Consider the following 16,535-nt stretch of genomic DNA (forward strand, 5'->3'; position numbering starts at 1 on the left):
TTGGTTGATGATCTCGACTCTGCTGATTAGCCTGTTTATTCCCCCGTTTGGCATGATGGCCCATGCAGCAAAACCGGATTTTGTTCCCCCCGCGCAACGTCCCTTGCCCATGAACGAGCGCCCCTGGCCTAAAAACGGGTTTGTGGTTCTGGCTTACCATGATGTTGAAGATGAAGGTGCCGATCAGCGTTTTATGTCAGTCCGTACCAGCGCCTTGAACGATCAATTTGCCTGGCTGCGGGAAAATGGCTATCAGCCGATTACTGTCGACCAAATTCTTACCGCCAATCAGGGCGGAACGCCATTGCCTCCCAAGGCGGTACTGCTGACTTTCGATGATGGCTACAGCAGTTTTTACCATCGCGTCTTTCCCCTGCTTAAAGCCTATAACTGGCCGGGCATTCTGGCACCCGTCGGGGTCTGGGTTGATGTGCCTGCCGAAAAACCGGTGGATTTTGGTGGCTTGATCGTGCCACGCGAGCGCTTTACGACTTGGGAACAGGTCGCCGAGATGTCCCGATCGGGTTTAGTGGAAATCGGCTCTCATACTTATCAGCACCATTATGGTGCCATCGCCAACCCACAAGGCAATACAGAGCCTGCCGCTGCCATTCGCATTTACGATCCGAAAACCGGTCAATATGAAAGCGAGCCGGCGTTTCGCCAGCGGATGGAACAGGACATTGCCACGATTACCCAAAGAATTATCGCCGCCACAGGTAAACAACCACGGGTTTGGATCTGGCCTTATGGCATCGATAACGGGGTGACGCTGGACATCGCCAAACGCTATGGCTACAAGATGGCGTTGACGCTGGACAATGGGCTGGCAAACGCCAACAATCTTGATAATGTTCCGCGTATCTTGCTGACTCATAATCCCTCCCTGAAAGAGTTTGCTGAACAGGTGATTCAGGTACAGGACAAACCGATCTTACGGATTGCCCATATTGATCTGGACTATGTTTACGACCCTGATCCGGTTCAACAAGCCGAGAATCTTGACAAACTGGTACAACGCATTGCTGATCTGCGCGTCAATACCGTTTTCCTGCAAGCCTTTGCTGATCCCAAAGGCGATGGCAATGTCCGTGAGCTCTACTTCCCCAATCGCTGGCTGCCGATGCGCGCCGATCTGTTTAACCGCGTGGCCTGGCAACTGCACAGTCGTTTGAACATTGAAGTTTATGCGTGGATGCCCGTTCTGGCATTTGAGCTGTCGCCTTCACTTCCGCGGGTAATGAGCTATGACGAAAGTCACGACAAACTGTTTGTCAACCCGACACAATACCGGCGTTTATCGCCTTATAACCCGGACAACCGCCGAAGAATCAAAGAGATTTATCAGGATTTGGCCTCCCATGCCATTTTTCAGGGCATCCTGTATCACGATGATGCCGTTATGTCCGATTTTGAAGATGCCGGCACCGATGCCCTCAAAGCCTATCAGGCCGCTGGTTTACCGGCCTCCGTTGCAGAAATTCGGCGAGATCCGGAACAATTCGCCCGTTGGACTCGTTTCAAAAGCCAATACCTGATTGACTTTACCCACGAATTAACCCAGGAACTCAAATCGATACGGGGTTATCAGATCAAAACGGCGCGCAATATTTTTGCCCTGCCGATCCTGGAACCCGACAGCGAAGCGTGGTTTGCCCAGAATCTGGATGATTTTCTCGCCCACTACGATTGGGTCGCGCCCATGGCCATGCCCTTGATGGAAAATGTGCCCCTGGCAAAAAGCAATGCGTGGTTATCCCGATTAGTGAAAATCATTGCCCAACGCCCAGAAGCTCTGGATAAAACCGTCTTTGAACTCCAGTCCGTAGACTGGCGCAAGCCTCTGGATAAGAGAGCGATACCGGGACATCAATTAGCAGAATGGATGCGTCAATTGCAGCTCAATGGTGCGCAGAGTTTCGGTTACTACCCCGATGACTTTATCAATAATCAACCAGAAATGAATGAGATCCGCCCTGTTCTTTCTCCTGAATGGTATCCACTTAATGATTGACCGTATTATTGCTTTGATCGTGCTCTGCCTGGTATTGAGCATCCCCCTTGGCATCGCCGTCACGTTTACCGGCGAAGTGATGCTGAACTTTGTCTTTTTCTGGCCGTTGTTCATGTCGGCCATCTGGATCTCAGGCGGGATCTACTTCTGGCTCTATCGGGAAAGGCATTGGAAAGTCATTGATAAAGAAGCCCCACAGCTTGAAGGTGAACCACTGATTTCAATTTTGATCCCTTGCTACAACGAAGGGCCGAATGTGCGCGAAACCTTGCTGGCAGCCTTAAACCAGCGTTATCCCCATGTTGAAGTGATCGCTATCAATGATGGTTCAACCGACAGCACGGCAGATGAACTCAATGCCATGGCGAAACAACATCAAGCCTTAAGGGTGATACACCTGAAACAGAACCAAGGCAAAGCCACGGCGCTGCAAGCCGGCGCAGCGGCGGCGAAAAGTGATTATCTGGTCTGCATCGATGGGGATGCCTTGTTAGATCGCGATGCCGCGGTTTGGCTGGTCAAGCCGATGATTGATCATCCCCGTGTGGGTGCGGTGACCGGCAATCCCCGTGTTCGCACGCGATCCACGTTAGTCGGGCGTGTTCAGGTGGGTGAATTTTCCTCCATTATTGGTCTTATCAAACGTACCCAGCGGGTTTATGGTCAAGTCTTTACCGTTTCGGGAGTGGTTGCGGCCTTTAATCGCCGGGCACTGGCCGATGTGGGTTACTGGAGCAATGACATGATCACCGAAGATATTGATGTGAGCTGGAAACTCCAGTTACACCATTGGTCGATTTTTTTCGAACCCCGTGCTATCTGCTGGATCTTGATGCCGGAAACCCTGCGGGGATTATGGAAACAGCGGTTACGCTGGGCACAGGGTGGTGCCGAGGTTTTCCTGAAAAACCTGCGCCAATTGTGGTCATGGCAATATCGCCGTATGTGGGTACTGTTTGCCGAATTCTGCTGTTCTGTGATCTGGTCATTTACCTTTGCCCTTTCCATCATTTTATTTTTTCTTGGAATGCTCATCACATTACCGGAAAACATTCGCGTCTATACCCTATTCCCGCCTGGGTATACGGGGTTAATTCTGGCGGCCACCTGTCTGCTTCAGTTTACCGTCAGTTTGATGATTGAACGACGCTATGAAAAACACGTTGCCTCATCGCTTTTCTGGGTGATTTGGTATCCGATGGTTTATTGGATGCTAAATCTATTTACCACCTTGATATCGTTTCCAAAAGTGATGCTCAAAGTCCACAGAAAACGTGCCCGTTGGGAAAGCCCTGACAGGGGAATAGAGAGAATCGAATCATGAAAGATCCCTTAATTTTTACTGAGCAAAAATTATCGCTTCGTTTAATTGATATCCTGCTGACTATTCTGGCTTGGGTGGGTTTTATCTATTTATTTATGGTGGGATTATTTAACGCTTCTCATAATATTGCGCCTTATATTGTTATCGCCATAATTAATGCACTTTTGCTCATTGGCTGGGCGAAATACAATCAACACCGATTTAAGATCGAACGTCGTCGCCACCGACCTGTGTTAACTCACGCTGAGGTGGCTCAGAGTTTTATGCTGGAACAAAAACTGTTAGATACCTTAAGGCAAAGCAAAGTTTCCAGTATCTCTTATGACAATCATGGACATATAATAGGAATCAATAAAGATGTATCAACATAGAAATTAGAAACAGCAGTCTATTTGTTGATAATGAAATTATACCTTAAAGTTACCAATTAAATGATTGGGTAAGCAACGACTTTACAACCTATCTCATTGGGTATCATTTTTGCGCAGTCACAACTATCGTGACGGCAGTCATTACAGTAGTGACAGAAAAATAATGGCAAAAATACCTTGGTGAGATAGGTTCTGGCTAAAAACAGATTTTATCAATAACTTCAACACGATTATTTACACTCGATTTTTGACGCTAGACTTTTAACACGCTATGAAAGGCAAATGCTGGACGAAAAGCAAATACCGGAACTCGTTATGAAAGTGATTGAACGGATTCATCATCTTTGTAAGCGTACCGTTTTTAGACATTATATTGCCAGATTATTTCTACAGGTACTGATGACCTTATGCGTAATCACTGTGATAGGTAATTCAGCAGTAACAGCGATGCCTGATACCAATGAAAAACGCATGCTCAATGAGAATGTGGCGCGGGTCGTTTCTGGCATTATCAGTTATACCCACTGGCCTATTGCACCTGCTGCCCTGCATTTATGTCTGGTTCCCCCATCCAATTACATTAGCGCCTTAACCCAGATTGATATGATTTCTGACCAAACAGAACTGCAAATAGAAACGCTGAATTTCAACGTAGAACAACTCATAGAAAGATGTGATGTCATCTACTACGGTCAAGTCGATCCACAACTGCAACACCAAGTGATTAGCCTGAAAAATGATAAGCCACTGCTTACCATTGCTGAAAATAATCAGAACTGTGAAATTGGCAGCGCATTTTGCCTCAACATTAACAGCACTCAGGCAACATTTAGCCTTAATCTTGATATTCTGACGCGCAGCGGCGTGCGCGTACATCCGAATGTGCTGCAACTGGCTCGCAAGGTGGAATAATCTGTATGAAAAAACGTTATTCACTGATGCCTTCACGCCCTACGTTACGTCAGGCTTTTCACCGTATCCATCTGATTATTACGTTTATCATATTATCCGTCGTCGGCTTGTTTTTATCCCTGCTGGCGCTGTTTGCCATGCAGAAGTATGCCGAAAATAATTTAAAGCTGATCTCCACGACCATTGCCCACACAGCACAGGCCGCCGTCGTTTTTCAGGATAAAACCGCAGCAAACGAAATATTGGAAATGATTGCGGTTCACAATAGTTTTACCGAAGCTAAGATTTTTGATGCCAAACAACAGGTATTGGCCTGCTGGCAGGCCAATCAAGGAACTCGTACCGGCAATGTTAAAAAATGGGTCGAGCACTGGCTGCTTCCTGAACCCATTACCCTGCCGATTTACCACCACCAGCAAAAGGTCGGCTCAGTCTGGTTAATTGGCAACAGCGACCATATCATCAAATTTATTTATCAGTCTCTGCTGGTATTGTTTGCCTGCCTGTTGTTCAGCGCCGTGATTTCACTTTACCTCTCATTACGTATGCACGATGGCATTGTCAGGGCATTGCAAAACATTACCGTCGTCGCCCATGATGTGCGGCAACAACGGACATTTTCACGGCGTGTGCCTTCTGCCCATATCGCTGAATTGCACAAGTTAAGCCAGGTTTTCAATCACCTGCTGGAAGAACTGGAAGAGTGGCAACATCACCTGCAAACCGAAAAAGCCGCATTAACCTGGCAAGCGCAACATGATTCCCTCACCGGTTTACCAAACCGGGCAACGTTTGAGCGTGTTCTTTCAACCGTGATGAACGATAAATTCATGCGTGAAAGTGCCGCGATATTGTTTATTGACGGTAACAGGCTGAAATACGTCAATGATGTTTATGGACATGCCGCCGGTGATCACGTTCTTGTTACGATAGCCGCCACGTTAAAACGGAAAGTGAGAAAAACCGATACCGTTGCCCGACTTGGCGGGGATGAATTCGCTATCCTGTTACCCTCTGCCAATCTCGAAGATGCAGAGCGCATTGCAAAAAATATCATCCATGCGATGGACACTCCCATTCTCCTGCCTAACGGACAACATCTGCGTATCACACTCAGCATTGGCATTGCCTTATCCAACGGTGAGCTAACGGCGGAGCAACTGCTCTCTGAAGCGGACGCAGCGATGTATCACATTAAACAACGAGGTGGTGGCTGGTATTCCGCTGAAACAACAAAACTAAACTATCTATCAAGGAACCCTCTATGAGCAAAAACCGTTATTGTGTATTTATCTGGGTATTTATTGGCGCACTTTTTCTCAGTGCCTGCCAGAACAAAGGGGCGTTGACCGCCGCCCAGATCGCCGCACTTAAACAACAAGGATTTCAACAAACCGATGAGGGATGGTTATTTGGCATGTCAGAAAAAGTGTTATTTGGTAATAACCAATTTCACTTGCGTCCTGAAGGTCAAGCCAAGTTAAAAGAACTCGCCACTATTTTATCCAAAGTGGGTATCCATCATGCACGCCTTGATGGTCATACTGACAACTACGGAGAAGTGAGTTACAACAATCAATTATCGTTAAAACGCGCCAACACCGTTGCGGAGGCACTGGCACAGGGAGGTATACAGCGCGCTAATCTGACAACCCGTGGATTAGGGCCAAGCCAACCCATCGCCGATAACCGAAGCTCAAAAGGCCGGGCGGAAAACCGCCGTGTTGCCATTGTGATAACCTCACCATAATCAAAAAGGGCTCTAATACAACGCTATTTATTACAGTTAATCTTAATATATTGATATATATCAAATAATATTTTTGCCACGGAGGGCAAAAATATTTCGTTATTTTGATCATCGCCACTAATTACGAAATTTTTTGACCCGAATCTTGCCGTATAGTCATATCGCTATTTCCCGTCGCTAAATTCTTCCTGTAACATAGCTGAGATTGTTTTCTCAAAAAAAGAACAACATTTTTTGTAATCAAGAAGTTAATGAAACTTTGCATATTTAGATAACAAGTCTACTGTTAAGTAATGGGCTTTATCAAAAAGGAGAAATGATGAGGCTGAATCTGAAATCATCCCGATCCCTGTATCGGCTATTTGTGATGTTATTCATCACCCTCATTGTCGGCACAGGATTTATATTCTGGAGATTATTTTCCAATTATCAGGACAATATCCAGCCAGATGTGGAATTAGCATCTGTATTTATTTTACTGTCTCTGCTTACTCTCATCTCTGCGGTGTTTTTTTATCAATACACCAAAACCATCACGCTCCCAGAATATCACCTGAAAAAAGCGATTAAAAACAAGCAATTTATTCCTTACATACAGCCCATTATTGGTGGCAAAAATAATGAAATCATGGGGTGTGAAATTCTTGTTCGCTGGCAACATCCGGCTCATGGGTTATTGGCACCCAATAAATTTATCGCCCAAATTGAAAAATCAGATTTAATTATTCCCTTAACGCATCATCTGATCACCCAAGTGCGAGACTACTTTGCGCCGATTGCCCATCAATTACCCGCCCATTTCCATTTTAATTTCAATATCAGTGCAAAACATTATAAAGACATTCAATTAGTTGATGATTGCCAAAATTTCCTGGAATCATTTCCTGAAGGTTCTGTCAAACTGATTTTGGAAATTACCGAACGGGAATTATTGGCGCCAGACGATCATACAATGAGTTTATTCAATAAGTTGAATAAATTAGGTGTACTAATCGCTCTGGACGATTTCGGCACAGGTTATTCCAATTACAATTATTTACAAAAACTTAATGTTAACTTAATAAAAATTGGACATAACTTTGTCAGCAAAATGAATACCGATAGGACTTCAAAACATATTGTGGAAAATATCGTTGATCTTGCTTTGCGATTACATCTGGAAATTGTGGCAGAAGGGGTTGAAAACCAAGTTCAAATCAATCAGTTAAAGAAGTATTCAGTTGATTATTTGCAGGGATATTACTTCGACCGTCCAATGCCGTTGGAAGAATTTGTCAAAAAATGGTTATGATAAAATTTTCCCCTGCAAAAACAATTAAGAAGATTTAAAAACCGCCAAATCTGAAATATTGGTAATGTTAACTATATTTGGATTTGGCAAAAAACGCCCCCTAATATTTTTCGCTCTGTCCATTTCAGTACCTCAGCAATCGTGGTTGGCTCACTGTACGGGACACCATAACGCCTGGCTAATTTATAAAAATTCCATAAAAAATTAAATATAACATATTGTTCTATGTGATATTTTCGACTTACCATATTCATTCAATAATATGGGTAATTTATGTAAAAATACATAACCGTTATGTTGAAACTCAATCAAAACCTTATCTAAAGGAGAGATAAAAAATGTATTGCCATCAAAAAAACAACTGGCATTCAGTTTGAAATAACCTTCGACAAAATCATCGATATGGTTCGCGTCCATTAAATAAACTTTATCTTTGATATAAGAATCTTCGTTAATGATAAAAATATCGTTAGAAAGATATTGCTTGAAATTGATAAATGCCAATATTTCAGCATCACTCATTCTATTCCGGCCTTCTATTTTCCTTAAAAACTCAAATCGACTTTCTTGTGCAAACCCAACGTAGTTCAGTAATATCAATTCCCCACCAATAATAGGATGCAAGATCAAATCAGCTTTATCCATCGTGTAATTTTTATAGTTTTCCATACTATTTTCCTTTTCCCTTTGCGGTTTTCATGTTGATTAACAGTACATAAATTTATTCAATCCTTCCACCTTGTTTAAAGGCACTTTTGGGCTTATTTAAGCCGATAGAATTCACTGTCCCAACGTCATCAGAATTCTAAAGCTGTATTCAGCATCTTAAGAACAACAATCCCCAGATTGTCAGTCTGGGGATTGTCTTTTTGTTAACGAACTAAATGCAAAAAGTGAATGTGCTTTTCGTATTGATCCAAAATATCGTGGATGATCTGTTCTTGAGTCCAGCCCATCAGATCGTAATCCTGCCCACCTTCTTTAAGATAAACTTCGGCACGATAATATTTTTGCTCCTCATTTTTATCATCATCATCTAAACCAGCAAGAGCAAATGTCGGCTGTATATAACCCCTTAAGCGAACTTCGTAGACAAAATTTAAGTTGTCACCAAAATCCACTTCCAGATGAATGCGGTCATCCATCTCATCGTTGATCACAATTCTTTTATTTTGTTTCTCCAGCTCATCAGCCACCATTTCCATTGCCAGTTGGATGATTTCGTGCATAAAACGCTTCACCTGCGAACGCTTGGGATAATAGACGATATTCCGCAATCTCCGCTGCCACGGTATCGGATTACGGCTGGCAGGAGGCGCGATTGTCGTCATTTGCTGGCTGTCTTTCTTGTAGGCATCAACCCGTAGCGCCTTAAACAAGCCATAAATAGCGATCAATAGGACGACAGAGAAAGGAAGTGCACTGGCAATCGTGACGGTCTGCAAGGCAGACAAGCCTCCGGCAACCAATAATGATATGGCAACCACGCCCATCAGCCCTGCCCAGAAAATCCGCTGCCAAACCGGGGTATGGTGAGCACCACCAGAAGCCAATGTATCAACCACCATTGCGCCCGAATCCGCTGAAGTGACAAAAAACATGATGACCATGATCATCGCGATAAATGAAAGCACAGCAGGAAATGGAAAATGTTCCAGGAAGTTAAATAACGCCAGAGAGACATCCGACTGCACGATGTCTGCCAGTTCTCCCGCCTTGTTATTGGCAATCATGTCAATGGCGCTATTACCGAATGCGGTCATCCACATCAGGGTAAAACCACTCGGTACGAACAAGACGCCGGCCACAAATTCTCTGATTGTCCGGCCGCGGGAAACCCTGGCGATAAACATACCAACGAAAGGAGACCATGATAACCACCATCCCCAATACAGCAATGTCCATCCTCCCAGCCAGTGGCTGGATTTGGGTTCGTAGGCATAAAGATTAAAGGTTTTGCTAACAATTTCCGAAAGGTAGCCGCCGGTGTTTTCCACAAAAGATTTCAGCAAGAGCACGGTTGGCCCTAAAACCACAACCAGAACCAACAATAAGAATGCCAGCCCCAAATTTAATTCAGATAGAATGCGGATGCCTTTATCCAGACCGGAGACAACGGAAAGGGTAGCCAGTGCAGTAATAGTAACAATCAATATCACCTGTACGGTGCCATTGATCGGCAAACCAAACAGATGGTTAAGACCCGCATTCACCTGAAGGATGCCATACCCCAACGAGGTGGCAACGCCGAATACAGTACCAATGACAGCGAATATATCCACGGCATGACCAATTGACCCATAAATTTTATGGCCAATAATCGGATACAACGCAGAGCGCAAGGTTAACGGCAACCCATGTCGATAACTAAAAAATGCCAGAATCAAAGCGACAATGGCATAAATTGCCCAAGCGTGCAGCCCCCAATGGAAGAAAGTTAATTTCATTGCTTGTTTGGCAGCCGCAATGCTTTCAGGCGTGCCCACCGGCGGGGATAAATAGTGCATGACAGGCTCAGCCACACCAAAAAACATCAGCCCGATCCCCATCCCCGCAGAAAAGAGCATGGCAAACCAGGAAAAATAACTGAAATCGGGTTCAGCATGGTCGGGGCCCAGTTTTATATTGCCGTATCTGGACAAGCCCAGATAGGTGACCGAAAGTAGAATTAAAGCAACCGCGAGGATATAAAACCAACTGGCATTAACAAAAATATCCTGCTGTAAAGCCTTAAACCATCGGTCGGCAAGTTCGGGTTTCAAACCAGCGAATGTCACCAATGCAATGACTAAAAACGCCGAGAAGAAAAAAACTGGTGGGTTAATGTAAGTTTTAGTCTTTGCCTGACCAGTATTATCTTGACTCATAATTATCCTTTAAAATTAGTGTACAACGCTATCTTCTATTTACTCCAATAAGTGATATTTCATAGAGATTTAATCACATTACATACAACCCAAATAAAGGGTTATATACCCTGAAGACGTTTTGTGCTTATCACTCACGCCGTCCACATCATGAGGAACCTTAACATAAAAATAACAACAACCGAACTTACAGAGGGATGCCGCTTTCGTCTTGCGGGCGGTGACTTGACGTTTATGGGGGGTCAATAAACAACATAATAATAAAAAAAAGACCCAGCCAATCATGGTTGAGTCTTTAAAAGAGTCTATTTAGATGGTTATTTTACAAACCGCTTTTTGCCAGTTGAACAATATCAATCAGCGGTTGCGGCCAGACACCAAGGATCAACACCAGTAACCCCGTAAGCAACACAACAATCCCACCGGAAGTAAATGCCCAATTGCGCGGTGTATCACGGTTCAGTGCTTTCGGTGCCGGCAGGTACAGGCTCACCATCACCCGCAGGTAGTAGTAAAGGCCGATGGCACTACCGACAACAACGGCACCCGTTAACCACCATAATCTGGCTTCAACACCTGTCGCGATGACATAGAATTTACCAATAAAGCCAAAGGTTAAGGGTATTCCCGCCAGTGACAACATCATGATGGTCATCACCGCTGACAGAATCGGTTTATGCCAGAACAGGCCGCGATATGAGAACAGTGAATCCGCATCCGGCCCTCGGTATGGGCTGGACATCAGGCTGACCACACCAAATGCCCCGATGCTGGCAAGCAAATAACCAACCAGATAAATACCTGCCGTCTCTTCTGCCAGCGTATGATCTTTGATGGCAACCAAGACCACCAACAGATATCCCAAATGGGCAATGGATGAGTAACCCAGCAGCCGTTTGATATTGCTTTGTGTCAATGCCAGCAAGTTACCAAACAGGATAGAGGCAATGGCAATCACCGTTAGCACAATACGTAAAGTTTCGCTTTCGGTGACCGGCGCTGCAATAAATAAGCGCATGACCACCGCGAAGATAGCTACTTTACTTGCCGTTGCCAGAAAGGTCGATACCGGTGCCGGCGCGCCTTGGTAAACATCCGGCGTCCACAGTTGGAAAGGCACAAGGGAAAGTTTAAAGCCCAGTCCCACGATCATCATCCCCAAGCCCGCCAGAACCAACGGTTCATGCAGTTGACTGTCGCTCAGGCTCTTGCCCAGTGATGCGAAAGACAAGTCACCGGATTCTGCATACAGCAGCGCAATACCAAATAGCAGGAATGAAGAGGCGGCCGCGGACAACAGCATATATTTGATGCCCGCTTCCAGCGAACGTTTCTGGCGATACGCATAGCCCACTAAACCAAACAGCGGCAAAGTGATCAATTCAATCCCGATAAACAGTGATGCCATGTGGTTGGCAGAAGAGAGCAGAATTCCCCCAACTGCCGCGATCATCACCAACAGGTAAAACTCTTCTTTATTATCGGGATAATTTTCCAGCCATGAATAGGCAAAGGTCGTTGTTGCAAGGCTCGCAATCAGCACAAGGGCCGTATAGAACATGGCAAAACGATCGACATGGATCAGTGGCGTGACATCCATTGGTTCCTGCTGCCCGACAAAATAGAGAGAGAACAGCGCCAGGTTTAAACCAATTACCGTCAAGGTGACATTAGTGAAATGATCGCGTCGCCACGCAATGGACAGCATCACAACCACCACCGTCAATCCGACGATCAATAGCGGCAACAGTGCGATCAATTGTTCAGAAGTTATTGTCATGGCGAATTACGGCCTTGTAGTTAAAAGTGAAGCTGAATACCAATGCTGGATGTTACCCATTGCTGCGGCTGAGGTATCAAGAATTGGCTGTGGGTAAACGCCCAAAATCACCAATAAGACGACCAACAGCAGCAAAATGGAGATTTCACGCACATCCATCCGCTGTAATGGCTTATCCGTTTTTGGCGTACCGTAATAGGCTTTCTGCATCAAGTACAGGGCATAAACGGAGGCAAAAACCAAACCGAACACGGATACCGTCGTAATCAGGGTAAATTGGCTAAAGCTGCCGAACAGGATCATAAATTCACCCACAAAGTTACCGGTTCCCGGCATCCCTAATGTGGCTACCGCGAAAAACAGGGAGATCGCCGGCAAGAGTTGAATTCTTCCCCACAAGCCGCCCATTTGACGCATATCACGCGTGTGCAGGCGTTCATATAATTGACCACACAGAATGAACAGCCCTGCGGCTGACAGACCGTGTGCAATCATCTGGATCACCGCGCCCTGATAAGCCAGTTGGCTACCGGTATAGATGGCGATCAGCACGAAACCCATATGGGAAACACTGGTATAGGCAATCAGGCGTTTGATGTCCGTCTGGCTGAACGCCATCCATGCACCGTAGAAAATGCCGATAACCCCCAGCCACATGGCAATCGGGGCAAAATTCGCAGACGCTTCTGGAAACAGTGGCAAGCTAAAACGGAGCAAGCCATATGCCGCGGTTTTCAGCAAGATCCCCGCGAGGTCAACCGAACCTGCGGTTGGTGCCTGACTATGGGCATCCGGCAACCAACCGTGCAGGGGAACAACCGGCATTTTCACGGCGAATGCAATGAAGAAGCCCAGCATCAGCAGGTATTGAATGGTGTATGACATCGGTGTATTCAACAATTTTTCATAGTTGAATGACCATTCTCCCGTGGCATCATGATGAATGAAGGCCAGCGCCAGAATCGAAATCAACATCACCAGACCACTGGCTTGGGTATAGATGAAGAATTTCGTTGCCGCCGTGATACGGGTTTTCCCTTCCGAGCCTCTGTGTCCCCACAGGGCAATCAGGAAGTACATCGGCACCAGCATCACTTCCCAGAAGAAGAAGAACAGGAACAGGTCGATGGCAAGGAAGACCCCCATCACACCGCCCAGTATCCACAACAAGTTCAGGTGGAAGAACCCTTGGTATGGTTGGTTTTCATTCCACGAACAGAGGATTGCCATCAAGCCCAGCAGTGCCGTCAGCACCACCATCAGCAAGGACAGACCATCCAGTGCCAGATGAATGCTGATGCCAAAACGGGGGATCCACGGCAGCAAGAATTCTGATTGCCACTGTGGAATGCCCTGTGGGTTGGTGAGTGTATAACCGCCCTGCAACCACAGGTGCAAGGAGAGTAACAGCGTCAGACCCATCGCCAGAAGCGCTATCCAACGCGGCATACGGGTGCCGAAGCGCTCCGCCTGCCAACACAGCAGGCCTCCGATGAAGGGCAGAAGAATTAGCCAAGGTAGTAGCATGGCGCAATGTGTCCCTTAATTAAACCAAAAGCAGCAGAGCTAAAACCAGCACTGCACCCAACCCCATAGAGGTAGCGTACCAACGGACTTGTCCGTTCTCACTCCAACGAAGCCCTTTATTGCCCCAACGCGACAATATGGCCGGAATGTTCATCAGTGAGTTCAAAGGATCACTTTGCAGCAAGCCGGTGATGCCTTTGAAGGGTTTCACGAATACCCAGTCATACACTGCATCGAACCCCCAAGCATGGAACCACCATGTGGAGAAGAAGCGCCCCGGTGCACTGTTTGCCGTCGCGTTGACCACACTGCGTTTGCCAAGATACAGCGCTGCCGCCAGTAAAATACCGACAACGGCAACCACACCAGAAATTATTTCCAGTGTCACTTTACCATCATGCCCGGCATGGCTTTCCGGCAGCACGCCCGCCAATGGCGGCACAATCAGAGCACCCACAAAGGTGGACAGCACCAGCAAAATTGACAGTGGCAAGGTATGGGTAATGCCCTTGACCGGATGGGCATGGGTATTTTCTTCACCGTGGAACACGATAAAGATCATGCGGAAGGTATACAGGGATGTCATCAATGCCCCGGTAAGCCCCGCCAGCATCAGGTTCATATGACCATTTGCCAGTGCACCCCACAGAATTTCATCTTTACTGTAGAAACCTGCGGTCAGTAATGGCAGGGCTGACAATGCCGAACCACCCACCAAGAAGCAGAGATAAACAAAGGGGATACGCTTGCTCAAGCCGCCCATTTTGAAGATGTTTTGCTCATGGTGGCAGGCCAGAATCACCGAACCAGAAGCCAGGAACAGTAACGCCTTAAAGAACGCATGGGTCATGAGGTGGAAAATAGCGGCATCCCACGCTTGCACGCCCAAGGCCAGAAACATGTAACCAATCTGGCTCATGGTGGAATAGGCCAACACGCGCTTGATATCGGTCTGTACCAGCGCGGCGAAACCCGCCAATAGCAAGGTGACCGCACCAATAATGCCGACCAAGTGCAGAATATCCGGTGCCATCAGGAACAAGGCATGGCTGCGGGCGATCAGATAAACCCCTGCGGTCACCATGGTTGCGGCGTGGATCAGCGCAGAAACCGGTGTCGGACCTGCCATCGCATCCGCCAGCCAGGTTTGCAATGGTAACTGGGCTGATTTCCCGACGGCGCCGCCCAGAATCATCAAGGTCGCCCACGTGATCGCGCTGGAACCGACTTCAATATGTTGTGGTGCCAATACCGCCAGTTCGCGGAAACTCAACGTACCAAGCTGGTCGTAAAGGATAAACATGCCAATGGCAAGGAATACGTCACCCACACGGGTCACAATGAAGGCTTTCATTGCTGCCGCACCATTCGCCGGGGTTTTGTAATAGAAGCCGATCAACAGGTAACTGCATAGCCCTACGCCTTCCCAACCGAGGTACATCAGCAGGATGTTATCTGCCAGCACCAATACCACCATGCTGGCGATAAACAGGTTGGTATAAGCGAAGAAACGGGAATATCCCTCTTCACCGCGCATATACCAAGACGCATAGATGTGGATCAGGAAACCAACGCCGGTCACCACACTGAGCATCGTCAGTGACAAGCCATCCAGCACCAGATTAACGGGGATGCTGAAATTATCCACTGCCATCCAGTTCCACAATGTTTGGCTGTAAACCAGCCCCCCTGCCCCATTCTGGGCAAGAAAATCCATCGCTACCCAGAATGTGACCAGCGCGGCCAACCCAACAGAACCACTTCCAATGGTGGCTGACACATTTTCAGACCAGCGGCCACGGGAAAATGCCAGCAGCAAAAATCCCAGCAATGGCAGCAGAATAGTTAAATAGAGTAAGTTCATCCGCGCATCTCACTGACTGTATCAATATTCAGGTTTTGGCGACGACGGTGCAACTGTAGTAACAGTGCCAAACCGATGCTCGCCTCGGCGGCTGCCAGAGTAATGGCCAGAATGTACATCACCTGACCATCAGGCTGGAGCCAATAGCTGCCGGCAACGACAAATGCCAGCGCTGAGGCATTGATCATAATTTCCAGCCCGATCAGCATGAATAACAGATTGCGGCGGATAATCAGGCAAGTGAAGCCCAATATAAACAGAATAGCCGCCAGAATGAGGCCGTGGTGTAACGCTATCATTATTGTTGGTCCTCCGCACGATTGCTGATCACTTCCCCTTGCCGATTTTCACGGCCAATGTGGTAAGCCACGACCAACCCTGCCAGCAGCAGCAAAGAGGCCAGCTCGACGGCCAATACATAAGGGCCAAACAAGCTAATACCCACTTCTTTGGCGCTGACCACTTCACCACTGATTTCGGCGGATGGCAGCGTACTGATGGCATAAACCAGCACAATCAACAGCACGATAGACAGGATTGACGGACCAATCCAAGCCCTGGGTTGTAGCCATAGCCGCTCTTGTTCGACCACGGATTTGCCTAAATTCAGCATCATCACGACGAAGACGAACAACACCATAATCGCGCCCGCGTAAACGATGATCTCCAAGGCACCGGCAAAATAAGCCCCCATCGAAAAAAAGACGATGGACAGTGCCAACAAGGAAATAATCAGATACAACAGGGCATGCACCGGATTGGTATGGGTGATAACCCTGAGTGTGGCGAGAACAGCGACCAGCCCTGCGACATAAAATGTAAATTCCATGAATAT

The 16,535-nt window shown here is 46.8% G+C and carries 14 protein-coding genes; 7 read left to right on the plus strand and 7 right to left on the minus strand.

Annotated features, from left to right (window positions below; all coding sequences use genetic code 11):
* The first annotated feature begins 7 nt into the window (after window positions 1-7).
* The 7 genes from pgaB to XDD1_RS11900 all read left to right on the plus strand — a co-directional run bounded on the left by pgaB (window position 8) and on the right by XDD1_RS11900 (window position 7,662).
* The gene (pgaB, locus tag XDD1_RS11870) at window positions 8-2,014 is read left to right on the plus strand and encodes a poly-beta-1,6-N-acetyl-D-glucosamine N-deacetylase PgaB (RefSeq protein ID WP_231854515.1); all 2,007 of its coding nucleotides are present in this window, start codon (window positions 8-10) and stop codon (window positions 2,012-2,014) included.
* Window positions 2,007-3,338, plus strand: a complete 1,332-nt coding sequence (gene pgaC, locus XDD1_RS11875) for a poly-beta-1,6-N-acetyl-D-glucosamine synthase (protein WP_045971414.1) — start codon at window positions 2,007-2,009, stop codon at window positions 3,336-3,338. Before pgaB ends, pgaC begins: the two co-directional genes overlap by 8 nt.
* Window positions 3,335-3,709, plus strand: coding sequence for a poly-beta-1,6-N-acetyl-D-glucosamine biosynthesis protein PgaD (pgaD, locus tag XDD1_RS11880; protein ID WP_045971417.1), 375 nt, complete (start codon window positions 3,335-3,337; stop codon window positions 3,707-3,709). Before pgaC ends, pgaD begins: the two co-directional genes overlap by 4 nt.
* 282 nt (window positions 3,710-3,991) lie before the next feature.
* A complete protein-coding gene (locus tag XDD1_RS11885; RefSeq protein WP_231854400.1) occupies window positions 3,992-4,621 on the plus strand; it encodes a YfiR family protein in 630 nt (209 codons plus the stop codon).
* A 5-nt stretch (window positions 4,622-4,626) separates the two neighbouring features.
* Window positions 4,627-5,889, plus strand: coding sequence for a diguanylate cyclase domain-containing protein (locus tag XDD1_RS11890; protein WP_045971419.1), 1,263 nt, complete (start codon window positions 4,627-4,629; stop codon window positions 5,887-5,889).
* Entirely contained in the window at window positions 5,886-6,371 is a 486-nt protein-coding gene (locus tag XDD1_RS11895) for an OmpA family protein (protein WP_045971421.1), read from the plus strand. Before XDD1_RS11890 ends, XDD1_RS11895 begins: the two co-directional genes overlap by 4 nt.
* Window positions 6,372-6,687: 316 nt before the next feature.
* Complete coding sequence (locus XDD1_RS11900) at window positions 6,688-7,662, plus strand: EAL domain-containing protein (protein WP_231854401.1); 975 nt, start codon at window positions 6,688-6,690, stop codon at window positions 7,660-7,662.
* A gap of 204 nt (window positions 7,663-7,866) precedes the next feature.
* On the opposite strand, the gene XDD1_RS11905 is transcribed toward XDD1_RS11900, so the two are convergent.
* From XDD1_RS11905 to nuoJ, 7 genes are all read right to left on the minus strand, one after another.
* Window positions 7,867-8,331: a hypothetical protein gene (locus XDD1_RS11905; RefSeq protein ID WP_045971425.1), complete on the minus strand. Its 465-nt coding sequence runs from the start codon at window positions 8,329-8,331 to the stop codon at window positions 7,867-7,869.
* A gap of 203 nt (window positions 8,332-8,534) precedes the next feature.
* Complete coding sequence (betT, locus tag XDD1_RS11910; RefSeq protein ID WP_045971427.1) at window positions 8,535-10,529, minus strand: choline BCCT transporter BetT; 1,995 nt, start codon at window positions 10,527-10,529, stop codon at window positions 8,535-8,537.
* Between the two features lie 322 nt (window positions 10,530-10,851).
* Complete coding sequence (nuoN, locus tag XDD1_RS11915) at window positions 10,852-12,309, minus strand: NADH-quinone oxidoreductase subunit NuoN (protein WP_045971429.1); 1,458 nt, start codon at window positions 12,307-12,309, stop codon at window positions 10,852-10,854.
* 6 nt (window positions 12,310-12,315) lie between these two features.
* Window positions 12,316-13,836: an NADH-quinone oxidoreductase subunit M gene (gene nuoM, locus XDD1_RS11920; RefSeq protein ID WP_045971431.1), complete on the minus strand. Its 1,521-nt coding sequence runs from the start codon at window positions 13,834-13,836 to the stop codon at window positions 12,316-12,318.
* Between the two features lie 19 nt (window positions 13,837-13,855).
* Window positions 13,856-15,700: an NADH-quinone oxidoreductase subunit L gene (nuoL, locus tag XDD1_RS11925; RefSeq protein ID WP_045971433.1), complete on the minus strand. Its 1,845-nt coding sequence runs from the start codon at window positions 15,698-15,700 to the stop codon at window positions 13,856-13,858.
* Window positions 15,697-15,999 (minus strand): NADH-quinone oxidoreductase subunit NuoK, encoded by a 303-nt coding sequence (gene nuoK, locus XDD1_RS11930; RefSeq protein ID WP_045971435.1) that lies wholly within the window; start codon window positions 15,997-15,999, stop codon window positions 15,697-15,699. Before nuoK ends, nuoL begins: the two co-directional genes overlap by 4 nt.
* Entirely contained in the window at window positions 15,999-16,529 is a 531-nt protein-coding gene (gene nuoJ / locus XDD1_RS11935) for an NADH-quinone oxidoreductase subunit J (protein WP_045971438.1), read from the minus strand. Before nuoJ ends, nuoK begins: the two co-directional genes overlap by 1 nt.
* Window positions 16,530-16,535: the final 6 nt, after the last annotated feature.

This window comes from Xenorhabdus doucetiae, from assembly GCF_000968195.1.
GTDB classification, from domain to species: domain Bacteria; phylum Pseudomonadota; class Gammaproteobacteria; order Enterobacterales; family Enterobacteriaceae; genus Xenorhabdus; species Xenorhabdus doucetiae.